This window comes from Streptomyces sp. NPDC014733 (assembly GCF_043083385.1).
GTDB lineage: Bacteria > Actinomycetota > Actinomycetes > Streptomycetales > Streptomycetaceae > Streptomyces.
In genome coordinates this window covers 155,216-170,289 of sequence record NZ_JBIBYO010000007.1, presented here as the reverse complement: position 1 = coordinate 170,289, position 15,074 = coordinate 155,216, and the positions used below count along the sequence as shown (strand labels likewise).

Genomic DNA, 15,074 nt, shown 5'->3' with positions numbered 1-15,074 from the left:
CGTACGCCCCGGTGGCACTTTCCGTGCAGCCGGGGCGTTCGGCTATCCGGGACCGGTGCGTTATGCAGGCGTCCGAGGGGCGTATACCTGGACGCAATGCCTGGTTCAAGCTCATCGATGCGGAGGACACCAGTGGGACGACTCTTCGGAACGGACGGGGTGCGCGGTGTCGCCAATGCGGATCTGACGGCGGAGCTGGCGCTCGGGCTGTCGGTCGCTGCGGCGCACGTACTCGCAGAGGAGGAGTCGGGCAGCGGTCGCCCACTGGAGGGGCGCAGGCCGGTGGCCGTCGTCGGGCGGGACCCGCGGGCGTCCGGTGAGTTCCTGGAGGCGGCGGTCGTCGCCGGGCTGGCGAGCGCCGGGGTGGATGTGCTGCGGGTGGGCGTGCTGCCGACCCCGGCGGTGGCGTATCTGACCGGGTCGCTCGGCGCGGACCTCGGTGTGATGCTCTCCGCGAGCCACAACCCGATGCCCGACAACGGCATCAAGTTCTTCGCCCGCGGCGGCCACAAGCTCGCCGACGAGCTGGAGGACCGCATCGAGCGGACGTACCGGGCGCACGCCTCCGGGGAGCCGTGGGAGCGGCCGACGGGCGCCGGGGTGGGCCGGGTCACCGTCTACGACGAGGGGTTCGACAACTACGTCGCGCACCTCGTCGGGGTGCTGCCCAACCGCCTCGACGGACTGAAGATCGTCGTCGACGGGGCGCACGGCGCGGCGGCGCGGGTCTCGCCGGAGGCTTTCGCGCGCGCCGGTGCGGACGTCGTCACCATCGGCGCGGACCCGGACGGCCTCAACATCAACGACGGCTGCGGCTCGACCCATCTGGGGCTGCTGCGCGCGGCGGTCACCGAGCACGGCGCCGATCTGGGTGTGGCGCACGACGGTGACGCGGACCGCTGCCTGGCCGTGGACCGTGCGGGCAACGAGATCGACGGCGACCAGATCCTCGCCGTCCTCGCGCTCGGGATGCGGGAGGCGGGGACGCTGCGGAAGAACACCGTCGTCGCCACCGTCATGTCCAACCTCGGCTTCAAGCTGGCGATGGAGCGGGCCGGGATCGACATGGTGGCGACCGCGGTCGGCGACCGGTACGTCCTGGAGGAGATGAAGGGCCAGGGCTTCGCGCTCGGCGGGGAGCAGTCCGGGCACGTCATCGTGCTGGACCACGCGACCACCGGCGACGGCACGCTCACCGGCCTGATGCTGGCCGCGCGGGTCGCCGCGACGGGCCGGGACCTGGGCGAGCTGGCCGCGGTGATGGAGCGGCTGCCGCAGGTGCTGATCAACGTCCCCGACGTCGACAAGTCGAAGGTCGCGACCTCCCCGGCGCTGACCGCGGCGGTGGCCGAGGCGGAGCAGGAGCTGGGCGCGACCGGCCGGGTGCTGCTGCGGCCGTCCGGTACGGAGCCGCTGGTGCGGGTGATGGTCGAGGCGGCCGACATCGAGCAGGCGCGGTCGGTCGCGGAGCGGCTGGCCGACGCGGTGAAGTCGGCGCTGGGCTAGCCCGCCCCGTACGCCTGCCGTGCCCCCGGTCGCTCACTGCGGCCGGGGGCACGGGCGTTTCGCGGAGGTGTCAGAGGGACGGGCCGTAGTCGCGGCACTCGGGGGTGAAGTGCGGGTCGGCCGGGCCGAGGGCGTTGACGACGTTCTGCAGGGTGGGGCTGTCGAGGAAGAGGCCGGCGTGGCCGGTCCGGTCGTCGGGGCACTGGTCCTGGAGGGTGATGTCGGTGACGCCGGGGCCGTGCAGGAAGCCGTTGGTGTACGGCGTGACGACCGTGTCCTCGCGGGTGGCGATGACGACGTAGCGGACGCCGGGCACGGTGTCGCCGTCCTTCCACAGCTCCTGCTGGAAGTCGGAGCCGGCCTCCTGCTGCCGGAGGCCGGTGAGCCCGGTGGTGTCGAGGAGGTTGTTGACGAAGCCGAGGGCGTTCATCTGCTTGCCGAGGGTGAGGAGCCCGTCGAGGGTGGTGCCGTGGTTGCTGGGCGCGATGCCGACGAGGGTGCGGACCTTCGCGGCGCCGCCCAGCCGCTTGAGGTAGTAGTGCGGCATCATGCCGCCCTGGGAGTGGCCGACGATGTCGGCCTTGGGCGCGCCGGTGGCGGCGAGCACCTTGTCGACGAAGGCGCCGAGCTGCTTCGCCGAGTCGCCGATGTCGGTGAGGCCGCCGACCCGGCCGGCCGACAGGTGGTTCATGCCGTAGTTGAACGCGTAGACGCAGTAGCCCTCGTTGGCGAGGGTGGGGGCGAGGGCGACCCAGTTGGCGCCGGCGTTGGCGAGCGTGCCGTGGGCGAGGACGACCGGGTACGGGTGGGCCGCGGTCGGCTTGCAGTTCCAGTCGTTGGCGCCGGCGACGGTGTCCGGGCTGAAGAGGTAGTTGTGGACGGCGGTGTCGAGACCGCCGATGGGCAGGGCGGCGGTCGTGGTGGTCTTCGGGGCGGGCGCCGGGAGGGGGGCGGCCCCGGCGGGTGCGGCGAGGGCGAGTCCGGCCGCGGTGAGGCAGAGCGCGAGGGCGGCCGCGGCCCGGCGGCGCAGCGGGCTGCGGGCGGTCCGGTGGGGGGCGGGTGCACGGGTCATGGGGGCTCCTGGTGAGAGGGCCGGCCGGCTCCGGCGGACGGCGGACTGTCAACGAGGGGGAGCGCTCAAGGGCATGCCACGGCGGCCGGACGGCGTACCGGATGGGGTACGGAGCCGGGGACGCCGCCGGTTCACATCGTGCTGCGGGGCACGGTCCGGAAAGATCCGCACGCGGACCGTGTTACCCGACGGTAGGGCGGGTGTGACGGCGGTGACAAGACGCGGGACACGGTCAATTGCCGTTCGTGTGCGGGGAGTTCAGGGGCGAGGTGGCGGGCTCGCGGCGGCCTTCCCGCCGGGCGTACGGTCCGTCCGTGCGCGCCCGGTCAGAGCTTCCGCAGCGACAGCCGCTGCACCTTGTGGTCGGGGCCCTTGCGCAGCACGAGGCCCGCGCGGCCGCGGGTGGGGGCGACGTTCTGCTCCAGGTTGGGCCGGTTGACGGTCCGCCAGATCTTCCGGGCGTACTCCAGCGCCTCCTCCTCGGAGACCTGGGTGTAGCGGCGGAAGTACGAGGACGGATCCTGGAACGCGGTCTCCCGCAGCTTCCGGAAGCGGCCGAGGTACCACTTCTCGATGTCCTCGGTCCGCGCGTCGACGTAGACGGAGAAGTCGAAGAAGTCGGCGAGCCCGAGGCGGGTGCGGCCGTCCTTGCCGGGCAGCGCGGGCTGAAGGACGTTCAGGCCCTCCACGATCAGGATGTCGGGGCGGTGCACGGTGAGCCGCTCGCCCGGGACGATGTCGTAGATCAGATGCGAGTAGACCGGCGCGGTCACCTCGGCGCGGCCGGACTTCACATCGGCGACGAAGCGGGTCAGCGCCCGCCGGTCGAACGACTCCGGGAAACCCTTACGGGACATCAGCCCGCGGCGGTGCAGCTCGGCGTTGGGGTGCAGAAAGCCGTCGGTGGTGACCAGTTCGACGCGCGGATGCTCGGGCCAGCGCGCCAGCAGCGCCTGGAGCAGCCGCGCGGTGGTCGACTTGCCGACCGCGACGCTGCCCGCCACGCCTATGACGAACGGGGTGCCCGGCTGCGCGCCGTGGCCGCCGCCGGCGTCGCCGAGGAAGGTGTTGAGCGCGCCGCGCAGATTGCTGGTGGCGCCGACGTAGAGGTTGAGCAGCCGGGAGAGCGGGAGGTAGACGTCGCGGACCTCGTCGAGGTCTATCACGTCCCCCAGTCCGCGCAGCCGCTCGACCTCTTCTGCGGTGAGCGGCAGCGGGGTCTTCTCCCGCAGCGCGCTCCACTCCGTACGCGTCAGATCGACGTACGGGGAGCGCTCGGCGCGGCGTCGTTGCTGCGGATCGGTCGTCGGGGCCACGGGTTCATTGTGCGCGGGCGGGCAGCGGCGGCGACCCCGGGGTCGCCCGGGGCGCCTGTGGGGCGAGCGGAAGAGGGGGCGCGTGGTGGGAACGGTTGGCCGCCTGTCGCCGTCTTCGAGCATGGACCGGGTTGCCCGGGACGGCGCGGGCCCGCAGCGGGCCGGGGAGGGGTGGACGGGATGGGTGGACGGCAGGGCAGGGGAGTGCTGCGGCGGCGCCGGGGCGGGGCGGCGGTGGTGGACCGGGAGCGGTTCACCGCGTACGTCCACGCGGAGCTGGCCGAGGAACTGCCGGACGTGGACCTGGATCTGCTGGACCTGGACGAGGGGCTCGCCGGGTTCCTGGAGCGGTACGAGTCCCCGGCGTGCACCGACGCGGAGGCCGAGGAGGAGTTCCTGGACACGGTCCGGCAGGCGGCGGAGCGGTCGGAGCGCGGGTACTGAGCCCCGTACGCCCCCGACGGGGCGCGCCCGGGGAGACCCGTCGGCGCGCCCGGTGGTGCCACGCGGCTGCCGGGCGCGGGGGCGCACGGGCCCGGCGCGTACGCTGCCCCCATGTGCGGAATCGTGGGTTATGTGGGCGGACAGAGCGCCCTGGACGTCGTGCTCGCCGGACTGCGCCGACTGGAGTACCGCGGGTACGACTCGGCGGGCGTCGCGGTGCTGGCGGACGGCGGGCTGGCGTCGGCGAAGAAGGCGGGCAAACTCGCCAATCTGGAGAAGGAGCTGGCGGCGCGGCCGCTGCCGGCCGGGACGACCGGCATCGGGCACACCCGGTGGGCCACCCACGGCGGGCCCACGGACGCCAACGCCCATCCCCATCTGGACAACGCCGGGCGGGTCTCCGTCGTCCACAACGGCATCATCGAGAACTTCGCCGCGCTCCGCGCCGAACTGACCGACCGCGGCCATGAACTGACGTCCGAGACGGACACCGAGGCCGTCGCCCATCTGCTGGCCGAGGCGTACTCGTCCTGCGGCGACCTGGCCGAGGCGATGCGGCAGGTGTGCCGCCGTCTGGAGGGCGCGTTCACCCTCGTCGCGGTGCACGCCGACGCGCCGGACGTGGTCGTCGGCGCGCGCCGCAACTCCCCGCTGGTGGTCGGCGTCGGCGAGGACGAGGCGTTCCTCGCCTCCGACGTCGCGGCGTTCATCGCGCACACCCGTGAGGCGATCGAGCTGGGCCAGGACCAGGTCGTGGAGGTGCGCCGGGACGGGGTGACCGTCACCGACTTCGACGGGGCGCCGGCGCAGGTGCGCGCGTACCACGTCGACTGGGACGCCTCGGCCGCCGAGAAGGACGGCTACGACTACTTCATGCTCAAGGAGATCGCCGAGCAGCCCAAGGCGGTCGCCGACACCCTGCTGGGCCGGGTCGACGACTCCGGTGTGCTGTCGCTGGACGAGGTGCGGATCCCGCCGGAGGTGCTGCGGGAGGTCGACAAGGTCGTCGTCGTCGCCTGCGGTACGGCGTACCACGCGGGCATGATCGCCAAGTACGCGATCGAGCACTGGACGCGGATCCCCTGCGAGACCGAGCTGGCCAGCGAGTTCCGCTACCGCGACCCGATCATGGACCCGCGCACGCTGGTCATCGCGATCAGCCAGTCCGGCGAGACGATGGACACGCTGATGGCGCTGCGGCACGCCCGTGAGCAGGGCGCCAAGGTCCTCGCCATCTGCAACACCAACGGCTCGACCATCCCGCGCGAGTCGGACGCGGTGCTCTACACGCACGCCGGTCCCGAGGTCGCGGTCGCCTCCACCAAGGCGTTCCTGACGCAGCTGGTGGCCTGCTATCTGGTGGCGCTCTACCTCGGCCAGGTCCGGGGCACGAAGTGGGGCGACGAGATCCGGGACGTGGTCCGGGAGCTGGCCGCGATCGGCACGCAGGTCGAGCAGGTGCTCGGCACGATGGAGCCGGTGCGGGAGCTGGCCCGGGGCCTCGCCGACAAGAACACCGTGCTGTTCCTGGGGCGGCACGTCGGCTACCCGGTGGCGCTGGAGGGGGCGCTCAAGCTCAAGGAGCTGGCGTACATGCACGCCGAGGGCTTCGCGGCGGGTGAGCTGAAGCACGGCCCGATCGCGCTGATCGAGCAGGACGTACCGGTCGTGGTGGTCGTCCCGTCGCCGCGCGGCCGCTCCGTGCTGCACGACAAGATCGTCTCCAACATCCAGGAGATCCGCGCCCGCGGCGCCCGCACGATCGTCATCGCGGAGGAGGGCGACGAGGCGGTGGTGCCCTACGCCGACCACCTCGTCCGGATCCCGCGGACCCCGGTGCTGCTCCAGCCGCTGGTCTCGGCCGTCCCGCTCCAGGTCTTCGCCTGCGAGCTGGCGACCGCCCGCGGCAACGAGGTCGACCAGCCGCGCAACCTCGCCAAGTCGGTGACGGTGGAGTGAGCAGCCGTCAGCGGTGCCGTCCGGCGCGTCCCCGGGGCGGGGTGCGCCGGTGATCATCGGGGTGGGGATCGACGTCGCCGAGATCGACCGGTTCGGGGCGGCGCTGGCGCGTACGCCGGAGCTGGCGCGGCGGCTTTTCATCGACGCGGAGCTGGTGCTGCCGAGCGGGGAGCGGCGCGGTACCGCCTCGCTGGCGGCCCGCTTCGCCGCCAAGGAGGCCGTCGCCAAGGCGCTCGGCGCGCCCGGCGGGCTGCACTGGACGGACGCCGAGGTGTACGTGGAGGACAGCGGCCGGCCCCGGCTGCGGGTCCGCGGCACCGTCGCCGCCCGCGCCGCCGAACTGGGCGTCCGCGCCTGGCACGTCTCGCTCAGCCATGACGCGGGCGTGGCGTCGGCGGTGGTGGTGGCGGAGGGGTGAGCCGGGGGCGGGGCGCCCGGGGCGGTCTCCGGGCACCCCGCCCCGCCCGTCCGCTCCGCCGCCCGTGCCGCCGCGCCGCCCCGGTGTGAGACTGACCCCATGAGGACTGCGTACAGCGTGGCGGACGTGCGGGCGGCGGAGCGGGAGTTGATGGCACGGCTGCCCGAAGGGGCGCTGATGCAGCGGGCCGCGGCCGGGCTCGCGGCGGTCTGCGTACGGCTGCTGAGCGCCGCGGGCGGGGTGTACGGCTCCCGGGTGGTGCTGCTGGTCGGCAGCGGCGACAACGGCGGTGACGCCCTGTACGCCGGGGCGCGGCTGGCGCGCCGCGGCGCCGCGGTCGGCGCGGTCCTGCTGACGCCGGAGCGGGCGCACACCGGGGGCCTGGCGGCGCTGCGGGCGGCCGGCGGCACAGTCGTCGCCGACGCGGAGCGCGTCGTGGCCCGTGCCGATCTGGTGGTCGACGGCATCGTCGGCATCGGCGGCCGCGGCGGACTGCGTCCCCGCGCCGCCCAACTCGCCGCCTTGGCCGCCGAGTCGGCCCCGGTCGTCGCCGTCGACCTGCCGAGCGGCGTGGACGCCGACACCGGCGAGGTGGCGGGCGAGGCGGTCCGGGCCGAGGTCACCGTGGTGTTCGGGGCGTACAAACCGGGGCTGCTGATCGATCCGGCGCGGGAGCGGGCCGGGGTGGTGCATTACGTCGACATCGGCCTCGCGCCGGCCGCGGAGCCCGCCGCCGAGGCGCTTCAGCACGCGGAGGTGGCGCGGCTGCTGCCGGTGCCGTCGGCGGAGAGCGACAAGTACCGGCGCGGCGTGGTCGGCGTGGTCGCCGGGTCCGCGCGCTATCCGGGGGCGGCGGTGCTGGCGGTCGCCGGTGCGCTGCGCGGGGGCGCGGGCGCCGTCCGGTACGTCGGACCGGCCGCCGACGCGGTCCTCGCGCGCTTCCCGGAGACGCTGGTGCACGCCGGTCCGCCGCACCGCGCCGGCCGGGTCCAGTCCTGGGTGATCGGCCCGGGCCTCGGCGACGAGGCGGACGCCGTGGACGAGGTGCTCGCCGCCGAGGTGCCGGTCCTGGTGGACGCCGACGGGCTGCGGTTCCTGACGCCGGAGCGGGTACGGGCCCGGACCGCGGGCACCCTGCTCACCCCGCACGCGGGCGAGGCCGCCGCGCTGCTCGGCACCGACCGCGCCGAGGTGGAGGCGGGCCGGCTGCGGGCCGTCCGGGAGCTGGCCGTCCGCTTCGGCGCGACGGCGCTGCTCAAGGGCTCGACGACGCTGGTGGCGGACGGCACGGGCCCCGTACGGGTCAACCCCACCGGGACGGGCTGGCTGGCGACCGCGGGCAGCGGCGATGTGCTGTCGGGGGTGACCGGATCGCTGCTCGCCGCCGGGCTCGCACCGCGTGCCGCGGCGTCGGCGGGCGCCTATCTGCACGGCCTCGCGGCCCGCTTCGCGGCCGGTCCGGACGGTGCGCCGATCACCGCGATGCAGGTCGCCGGGCGGCTCGCGGCGGCCTGGCGGGACGTCGGCCGGCGCACCCCGCGGCAGGCCGGAGCGGCACACTGATGTCCCGCCGCGGGCCGGGCCCCGCACCCCTCGTGGAGGCCGCCCCCGGGCCGGCCCGCGCCGGTCGGCCGGGCCCCGCGCACCCCGTAGGACCGGGCGTACCCGGCGCCCGCCGGGCGGCGCCTGAGAGACTGAGGGGGATGAACGAGACAGCGAAGCGGGCCCGCGCCGCCATCGACCTCGCCGCCGTGCGGTCGAATGTGCGAGCGTTGCGCGGCCGCGCACCCGGGGCAGAGCTGATGGCCGTGGTCAAGGCCGACGGTTACGGACACGGCGCGGTGCCCTGTGCGCGCGCCGCCCGCGCGGCCGGCGCGGGCTGGCTGGGCACCGCCCTCCCCGAGGAGGCGTTCGCGCTCCGCGCGGCCGGTGACACCGGGCGGCTGATGTGCTGGCTGTGGACGCCGGGCGGCCCCTGGCGCACCGCCGTCGAGCAGGACATCGACGTCTCCGTCAGCGCGCTGTGGGCGCTGCGCGAGGTGACCGACGCGGCCCGCGCCGCCGGGCGTCCCGCCCGCGTCCAGCTCAAGGCCGACACCGGGCTGGGCCGCAGCGGCTGCCAGCCCGCGGACTGGCCGGAGCTGACCGCCGCCGCCCGCGACGCCGAGCGCGCCGGGCTGCTCACCGTCACCGGCGTCTGGTCCCACTTCGCCTGCGCCGACGAGCCGGGCCACCCCTCGATCGCCGCGCAGCTGACCGCGTACCGCGCGGCGCTGGCCGCCGCCGACGCCGCGGGGCTGCGCCCGGAGGTCCGTCACATCGCCAACACCCCGGCGCTGCTGACCCTCCCCGAGGCCCACTTCGACCTGGTCCGCGCGGGCATCGGCCTCTACGGCATCTCGCCCGCCCCCGAGATCGGCACCGCCCGGGAGCTGGGGCTGCGCCCCGCGATGACGCTGGAGGCGTCGCTCGCCTCGGTCAAGAGCGTCCCGGCCGGCCACGGCGTCTCGTACGGCCACCACTACACGACGACGGCCGGCACCACGCTCGCGCTGGTGCCGCTCGGCTACGCGGACGGCATCCCGCGCCACGCCTCCGGCAGCGGCCCGGTGTTCGTCGCCGGGGCGCGGCGGACGGTCGCCGGGCGGGTCGCGATGGATCAGTTCGTCGTCGATCTGCACGGCGACACCGCACTGCCCGGCGACCGTGCGGTGCTCTTCGGCCCCGGCGACGACGGCGAGCCGACCGCCGAGGACTGGGCCGAGGCCACCGGCACCATCGCGTACGAGATCGTCACGCGGATCGGCGGCCGGGTGGCGCGGGTCCACCACGACAGCGCGCCGGAGGAGCCCGCCGTGCCCGCGGCGGCGGGCAGCCGTGAGGGGGGAGGCACCGGATGACGGACGGCGGGGACGCGGTCGAGGCGGCGGCCGGGGCCGCGGGCGGCTGGGCGAAGGCCGGCCGCCACGCGGGCCTGGCGGGCGCCGCCATCGGCATCGTCGCCGCCGGCGCCGCCGCCGGGGTGGCGATGGAGCGGATGACGGTCGGCCGCGGGATGCGCCGCCGCGCCCGCACCGCGCTGGACGCCGTCGGCCCCTACGGCACGCTGCGCGGCACCCCGGGCACCGCCGTCGCCGCGGACGGCACCCCGCTGTACTACGAGATCGACGAGGCCGGTGCCACGGCCGCGGCGCCCCGCGCCCGGTCGGCCAAGGGCGCGGCCGCCGGGTCCGGCCGCGCCGAGCGGGCCGCCGCGCAGCAGGCCGCGGAGGTCCGCCGGCGGCTCGCCGGGCCGCGCCGCCGCTCGCCCGCGCCCACCGTCGTCTTCTGCCACGGCTACTGCCTCAACCAGGACTCCTGGCACTTCCAGCGCGCCGCGTTGCACGGCGTGGTCCGTACCGTCCACTGGGACCAGCGCAGCCACGGGCGCTCGGGCCGCTCCCGCGCGGTCGGCGACGGCGGCGAGCCGGTCACCATCGATCTGCTGGGCCGCGATCTGAAGGCGGTGCTGGACGCGGCGGCGCCCGAGGGGCCGCTGGTGCTGGTCGGGCACTCCATGGGCGGCATGACGGTGATGGCGCTCGCCGACCAGTTCCCGGAGTTCGTGGCCGAGCGGGTCGCGGGTGTGGCGCTGATCGGGACGTCCGCCGGGCGGCTGAGCGAGGTGGCGTTCGGCCTGCCGTCGTTCGGCGTCAAGGCGTTCCACCGGCTCGCGCCCGGTCTGCTGAAGGTGCTGGGCGCGCAGAGCGATGTCGTCGAGCGGGGCCGCCGCGCCACCGCCGACCTCTTCGCCGGGATCATCAAGCGGTACTCCTTCGGCACCCCGCAGGACGTCGACCCGGGTGTCGCCCGCTTCGCCGAGCGCCTCATCGAGGCCACCCCCATCGACGTCGTCGCGGAGTTCTACCCGGCCTTCGCCACCCACGACAAGGCGGCGGCGCTGGTGGCGTACGACACGGTCGCGTCGCTGGTGCTCGCCGGGGAACGTGATCTGATCACCCCGGCCGACCACAGCGAGGCCATCGCCGAACTGCTGCCCGCCGCCCGCCTGCTGAAGGTGGCCGACGCCGGCCATCTGGTGATGCTGGAGCGCCCGGAGCTGGTCACCGAGGAGCTGGTGACCTTGATCGAGCGGGCCGGGCCGGCCGGTCGCCGGGGGCGCTCGGCCGGAGCCTGACCGCCGCGCCCGTACCATTTGCGGCATGAGTGCCACCGCCACACAGACCCGTGTCACCGTAGAAACGCCCGAGCGGATGCAGGAGTTGGGGCGCCGGTTGGCCGCGCTGCTGCGCCCCGGCGACCTGGTGCTGCTCACCGGCGAGCTGGGCGCGGGCAAGACGACGCTCACCCGCGGCCTGGGCGAGGGCCTGGGCGTGCGCGGCGCCGTCACCTCCCCGACCTTCGTGATCGCCCGGGTGCACCCGCCGCTGACCGGCGGCCCCGCGCTGGTCCATGTCGACGCCTACCGCCTCGGCGGCGGTCTCGACGAGATGGAGGACCTGGACCTCGATGTGTCGCTGCCGGAGTCGGTGGTGGTTGTGGAGTGGGGCGACGGCAAGGTCGAGGAGTTGTCCGACGACCGGCTGCACGTGGTGATCGAGCGCGCGGTGGGCGCGGACGCCCCGGTGGACGCCGGGTGGGAGAGCGATGCCGCGGACGTCCGCACGGTGACGGTCACCGGCATCGGCGCCCGCTGGGCGGACGCGGGCGTCGCGGAGCTGACCGCGGGCTGACCGGCGGCGCGGTGCGCGGGCGGTGTCCGGGCCGATGTGCGCCGGGCTTTTCCGACAGGCCGTCGGTAACGTGTTGCATCCGTGGTGCCCGCCGTGGTCACATGGGAGGGGAGAAGTGGTTAGGTCTGCCTAACTTTCCTCTCGACCGCCGCTTGCCCCAGGAGCCCGGGAGGCGACCATGACAGCTCACGAGCCCGCCGCCGCACCGCCCGCCGACGAGGCGTGCGACGCGCCGCCCACCATGCGCCAGCTGCTCGCGTCCTGCGCCGCCGCCACCGCCGTCTCCACACCCCCCGACGCCCCGGCCGCGCCCCCGGCCGAGCCGGGCCTCCCGGCGCCGTCCACCACGGAGCGCGACGCGGCATAGCCCGTACGGGCGAAGCCCGGCCGGGCGCGAGGCGCGTCCCGGCCGTCGCCGTGTGTGCCATGCGGGCGGGGGGAGACGCGGGCATCCGAAGACGTACGGGCACCCGGAAGGTCCGCGGGTGGCCGCCCGCGGGCGGCCGGGGCCGTCAGGCGACCACGACCACCTTGGTGCCGTTGATCGCGAAGTTCCACATCGCGGCGCCGTCGGCGCGCGACTCACGGATGCCGCCGGTGCGCTGCGAGGCGTCCGGGTTGGGGGACGAACCGTCGACCGCCGCGCTGAAGCCGATGACGACGCCGTCCACGCTCGCGAACCGCACCACGTGCTCGATGGCGATACCGTCCGACCCGGTCACGCTCACCGACCGCGAGCTCACCGCGTAGGTGCCCATCGGCGGGGAGACCGTGCTCGGCGCGACGGCGAAGGTGCGCAGGGCGGTGTCGTTCTCGCCGACCAGCCAGACCCGCTTGGCGCCGAGCGCGTAGACGATCCGCTTGCCGGTGCCGGACGCCTCGGGAACCGGCGGCGCCGCCGGACGGCGCTCCTTCTTGCCGGCGCCGGGCTGCGCGGGGTGCTTGCCGGCGCTGTCGCCGCCCTTGTGGTGCGGATGCAGATCGGCCGGGGCGGATGCGGACGCCTGGTAGCCCAGGAAACCGACCGCGACCACGGCCGCCGCGGTGAGCGCGGTGACGATCGTGCTGCTCCTGGCGGGCATCGCTGTGCCACCTTCCGCTGTGCGCGCTTCCGTTGTGCTCGCCCGCCGGGGCGAGCCGATCGCGGTCCGATTGACGTACTGGGTGCCGACCGTAGCACCGGAAAGGGCACCGCCCGGCGCGCCGTACGCTTGAGGGCGTGCTGCTCCTAGCCCTAGACACCGCCACGCCCGCCGTCACCGCCGCCCTCCACGACGGTGAGCGGGTTCTCGCCGAGTCCCGCCAGGTGGACGCGCGCCGCCACGGCGAGCTGCTGCTGCCCGCCGTCGACCGGGTGCTGGCCGAAGCGGGCGTGAAGCTCGACGCGGTCACCGACCTGGTGGTCGGCGTCGGCCCCGGCCCCTACACCGGCCTGCGCGTCGGCCTGGTCACCGCGGCCTCCTTCGGCGCCGCGCTCGGCATCCCGGTGCACGGCCTGTGCTCCCTGGACGGCCTGGCCCACGCCGCCGGTCTGGACACCCCCTTCGTCGTGGCGACCGACGCCCGCCGCAAGGAGGTCTACTGGGCCCGCTACGACGCCGACGGCCGCCGCCTGACCGAACCTGCCGTCGACCGCCCCGCCGACATCGCCGAGCAGGTCGCCGGCGTCCCCGCGGTCGGCGCCGGCGCGCTCCTGTACGACACGGTCTTCACCGGCGTACGGCGCGACGGCCCCGAGCACCAGTCCGGCGCCGCGCTGGCCTCCGCCGCCGTCGCCCGGCTGGCCGCCGGCGAGCAGCTGCCGGCGCCCCGGCCGCTCTACCTCCGCCGCCCCGACGCCCAGGTCCCGGCCAACTACAAGGTGGTCACACCCCGGTGAGCACGACCGTCCCCGGCGCGGTGGACGCCCCCGTCCTGCGCGAGATGCGCTGGTGGGACCTGGACGCGGTGCTCGACCTGGAGCGGGCGCTCTTCCCGGAGGACGCCTGGTCGGCCGGGATGTTCTGGTCCGAGCTGGCGTACGCCCGCGGCCCGGCCGCCAACCGCCGCTATCTGGTCGCCGAGAGCGGCGGCCGGATCGTCGGCTACGGCGGTCTCGCCGCCGTCGACGGCACCGGCGACATCCAGACCATCGCGACCGCCCGCGAGTGCTGGGGCAGCGGCCTCGGCTCCCGGCTGCTGACCGCGCTGCTGACCGCCGCCACCGACTTCGAGTGCCACGAGGTGCTGCTGGAGGTCCGCGTCGACAACCTCCGCGCCCAGCGCCTGTACGAACGCTTCGGCTTCGTCCCGCTCGGCTTCCGCCGCGGCTACTACCAGCCCGGCAACGTCGACGCCCTGGTCATGCGGCGTACCGCGACCGACCCGGACGCCGAGGCCCCGGACCCCGATCCGGAAGCCGCCCCGTCCGTCCCCGCCCCCGACGCCCCCCGTCCCAAGGAATCCGATCACCATGGCTGACTCTCGCGGTGGACCGCTGGTCCTCGGCATCGAGACCTCCTGCGACGAGACCGGTGTCGGCATCGTCCAGGGCCACACCCTGCTCGCCGACGCCGTCGCCTCCAGCGTCGACGAACACGCCCGCTTCGGCGGCGTCGTCCCCGAGGTCGCCTCGCGCGCCCATCTGGAGGCGATGGTCCCCACCATCCAGCGCGCCCTGAAGGACGCCGGCGTCGCGGCGAGCGACCTCGACGGCATCGCCGTCACCGCGGGTCCCGGGCTCGCCGGCGCCCTGCTCGTCGGCGTCTCGGCGGCGAAGGCGTACGCCTACGCGCTCGGCAAGCCGCTCTACGGCGTCAACCACCTCGCCTCCCACATCTGCGTCGACCAGCTGGAGCACGGCGCGCTGCCGGAGCCGACGATGGCGCTGCTGGTCTCCGGCGGCCACTCCTCGCTGCTGCTGGCGCCCGACATCACCTCCGACGTCCGGCCGCTCGGCGCGACCATCGACGACGCGGCGGGCGAGGCGTTCGACAAGGTCGCGCGGGTGCTGCACCTCGGCTTCCCCGGCGGCCCGGTCATCGACCGCTACGCCCGCGAGGGCGACCCGGAGGCGATCCGCTTCCCGCGCGGTCTGACCGGCCCGCGCGACGCCGCGTACGACTTCTCGTTCTCCGGTCTCAAGACCGCGGTGGCCCGCTGGATCGAGGCGAAGCGGGCGGCCGGTGAGGAGGTGCCGGTGGCGGACGTCGCGGCGTCCTTCCAGGAGGCGGTGGTGGACGTGCTGACCCGTAAGGCCGTCCGTGCCTGCAAGGACAACGGCGTCGACCATCTGATGATCGGCGGCGGCGTCGCGGCCAACTCCCGGCTGCGGGCGATGGCCGCCCGCCGCTGCGAGGACGCCGGGATCACCCTGCGGGTGCCGCGCCCCAAGCTGTGCACCGACAACGGCGCGATGGTCGCGGCGCTCGGCGCGGAGATGGTCGCGCGTGGCCGCGCCGCCTCCGACTGGGATCTCCCCGCCGACTCGTCCCTCCCGGTGACCGAACCCCACGTCCCCGGTACCAACGGCCACAGCCACAGCCACAGCCACAGCCACCACGACCACGACCACGTCCATGAGCTGAGCAAGGAGAACCTCTACGGCTGACCGGGCGCACCGGCGTCCTCGCTACCCTGGCAGCGGC

General features: G+C 75.1%; 15 protein-coding genes. 12 read left to right on the top strand and 3 right to left on the bottom strand.

Going from position 1 to position 15,074, the window contains the following annotated elements:
* Nucleotides 1–132 precede the first annotated feature (132 nt).
* Nucleotides 133–1,506, top strand: a complete 1,374-nt coding sequence (gene glmM, locus ACF1BH_RS18345; protein ID WP_391643510.1) for a phosphoglucosamine mutase — start codon at nt 133–135, stop codon at nt 1,504–1,506.
* A gap of 70 nt (nt 1,507–1,576) precedes the next feature.
* Here glmM and ACF1BH_RS18340 read toward each other — a convergent pair whose 3' ends face one another.
* Together ACF1BH_RS18340 and coaA are read right to left on the bottom strand one after the other, a co-directional pair.
* The gene (locus ACF1BH_RS18340; protein WP_391643509.1) at nt 1,577–2,578 is read right to left on the bottom strand and encodes an esterase/lipase family protein; all 1,002 of its coding nucleotides are present in this window, start codon (nt 2,576–2,578) and stop codon (nt 1,577–1,579) included.
* 326 nt (nt 2,579–2,904) lie between these two features.
* Nucleotides 2,905–3,894, bottom strand: coding sequence for a type I pantothenate kinase (gene coaA, locus ACF1BH_RS18335; protein ID WP_391643508.1), 990 nt, complete (start codon nt 3,892–3,894; stop codon nt 2,905–2,907).
* 180 nt (nt 3,895–4,074) lie between these two features.
* Here coaA and ACF1BH_RS18330 point away from each other — a divergent pair, with 180 nt between their 5' ends.
* The 8 genes from ACF1BH_RS18330 to ACF1BH_RS18295 all read left to right on the top strand — a co-directional run bounded on the left by ACF1BH_RS18330 (nt 4,075) and on the right by ACF1BH_RS18295 (nt 11,815).
* Nucleotides 4,075–4,338 carry a hypothetical protein gene (locus ACF1BH_RS18330; protein WP_391643507.1) on the top strand — a complete coding sequence of 88 codons (264 nt, stop codon included), beginning with the start codon at nt 4,075–4,077 and terminating at the stop codon, nt 4,336–4,338.
* Between the two features lie 111 nt (nt 4,339–4,449).
* Nucleotides 4,450–6,297: a glutamine--fructose-6-phosphate transaminase (isomerizing) gene (gene glmS / locus ACF1BH_RS18325; RefSeq protein WP_391643506.1), complete on the top strand. Its 1,848-nt coding sequence runs from the start codon at nt 4,450–4,452 to the stop codon at nt 6,295–6,297.
* A 49-nt stretch (nt 6,298–6,346) separates the two neighbouring features.
* Nucleotides 6,347–6,715: a holo-ACP synthase gene (locus tag ACF1BH_RS18320; RefSeq protein ID WP_391643505.1), complete on the top strand. Its 369-nt coding sequence runs from the start codon at nt 6,347–6,349 to the stop codon at nt 6,713–6,715.
* 99 nt (nt 6,716–6,814) lie between these two features.
* On the top strand, nt 6,815–8,278 hold the full coding sequence (locus ACF1BH_RS18315; protein WP_391643504.1) for an NAD(P)H-hydrate dehydratase: 1,464 nt from the start codon (nt 6,815–6,817) through the stop codon (nt 8,276–8,278).
* A 140-nt stretch (nt 8,279–8,418) separates the two neighbouring features.
* Nucleotides 8,419–9,615, top strand: a complete 1,197-nt coding sequence (alr, locus tag ACF1BH_RS18310) for an alanine racemase (RefSeq protein ID WP_391643503.1) — start codon at nt 8,419–8,421, stop codon at nt 9,613–9,615.
* The gene (locus ACF1BH_RS18305; RefSeq protein WP_391643502.1) at nt 9,612–10,892 is read left to right on the top strand and encodes an alpha/beta fold hydrolase; all 1,281 of its coding nucleotides are present in this window, start codon (nt 9,612–9,614) and stop codon (nt 10,890–10,892) included. The genes alr and ACF1BH_RS18305 overlap by 4 nt, the downstream gene beginning before the upstream one ends.
* A gap of 25 nt (nt 10,893–10,917) precedes the next feature.
* Nucleotides 10,918–11,448, top strand: coding sequence for a tRNA (adenosine(37)-N6)-threonylcarbamoyltransferase complex ATPase subunit type 1 TsaE (tsaE, locus tag ACF1BH_RS18300; protein ID WP_391643501.1), 531 nt, complete (start codon nt 10,918–10,920; stop codon nt 11,446–11,448).
* A 178-nt stretch (nt 11,449–11,626) separates the two neighbouring features.
* On the top strand, nt 11,627–11,815 hold the full coding sequence (locus ACF1BH_RS18295; RefSeq protein WP_391643500.1) for a hypothetical protein: 189 nt from the start codon (nt 11,627–11,629) through the stop codon (nt 11,813–11,815).
* 145 nt (nt 11,816–11,960) lie between these two features.
* Here ACF1BH_RS18295 and ACF1BH_RS18290 read toward each other — a convergent pair whose 3' ends face one another.
* Nucleotides 11,961–12,530 (bottom strand): hypothetical protein, encoded by a 570-nt coding sequence (locus ACF1BH_RS18290; RefSeq protein WP_391643499.1) that lies wholly within the window; start codon nt 12,528–12,530, stop codon nt 11,961–11,963.
* Between the two features lie 137 nt (nt 12,531–12,667).
* Between ACF1BH_RS18290 and tsaB the strand changes: the two genes are divergently transcribed.
* Genes tsaB through tsaD form a run of 3 tightly spaced genes read left to right on the top strand, consistent with a single transcriptional unit; the run spans nt 12,668 to nt 15,037 of the window.
* Nucleotides 12,668–13,327 (top strand): tRNA (adenosine(37)-N6)-threonylcarbamoyltransferase complex dimerization subunit type 1 TsaB, encoded by a 660-nt coding sequence (tsaB, locus tag ACF1BH_RS18285; protein ID WP_391643498.1) that lies wholly within the window; start codon nt 12,668–12,670, stop codon nt 13,325–13,327.
* Nucleotides 13,324–13,908: a ribosomal protein S18-alanine N-acetyltransferase gene (gene rimI / locus ACF1BH_RS18280; protein ID WP_391643497.1), complete on the top strand. Its 585-nt coding sequence runs from the start codon at nt 13,324–13,326 to the stop codon at nt 13,906–13,908. The genes tsaB and rimI overlap by 4 nt, the downstream gene beginning before the upstream one ends.
* A complete protein-coding gene (gene tsaD, locus ACF1BH_RS18275) occupies nt 13,901–15,037 on the top strand; it encodes a tRNA (adenosine(37)-N6)-threonylcarbamoyltransferase complex transferase subunit TsaD (protein WP_391643496.1) in 1,137 nt (378 codons plus the stop codon). Before rimI ends, tsaD begins: the two co-directional genes overlap by 8 nt.
* The last annotated feature ends 37 nt before the right edge of the window (nt 15,038–15,074 follow it).

Excerpts from the sequence above, each read along its gene's own strand:
- ACF1BH_RS18330 (WP_391643507.1), top strand. The coding sequence starts at position 4,075 with ATGGGTGGACGGCAGGGCAGGGGAGTGCTGCGGCGGCGCCGGGGCGGG.
- glmS (WP_391643506.1), top strand. The coding sequence starts at position 4,450 with ATGTGCGGAATCGTGGGTTATGTGGGCGGACAGAGCGCCCTGGACGTC.
- ACF1BH_RS18295 (WP_391643500.1), top strand. The coding sequence starts at position 11,627 with ATGACAGCTCACGAGCCCGCCGCCGCACCGCCCGCCGACGAGGCGTGC.
- ACF1BH_RS18340 (WP_391643509.1), bottom strand. The coding sequence starts at position 2,578 with ATGACCCGTGCACCCGCCCCCCACCGGACCGCCCGCAGCCCGCTGCGC.
- tsaE (WP_391643501.1), top strand. The coding sequence starts at position 10,918 with ATGAGTGCCACCGCCACACAGACCCGTGTCACCGTAGAAACGCCCGAG.
- tsaD (WP_391643496.1), top strand. The coding sequence starts at position 13,901 with ATGGCTGACTCTCGCGGTGGACCGCTGGTCCTCGGCATCGAGACCTCC.
- alr (WP_391643503.1), top strand. The coding sequence starts at position 8,419 with ATGAACGAGACAGCGAAGCGGGCCCGCGCCGCCATCGACCTCGCCGCC.
- ACF1BH_RS18305 (WP_391643502.1), top strand. The coding sequence starts at position 9,612 with ATGACGGACGGCGGGGACGCGGTCGAGGCGGCGGCCGGGGCCGCGGGC.
- ACF1BH_RS18290 (WP_391643499.1), bottom strand. The coding sequence starts at position 12,530 with ATGCCCGCCAGGAGCAGCACGATCGTCACCGCGCTCACCGCGGCGGCC.
- ACF1BH_RS18315 (WP_391643504.1), top strand. The coding sequence starts at position 6,815 with ATGAGGACTGCGTACAGCGTGGCGGACGTGCGGGCGGCGGAGCGGGAG.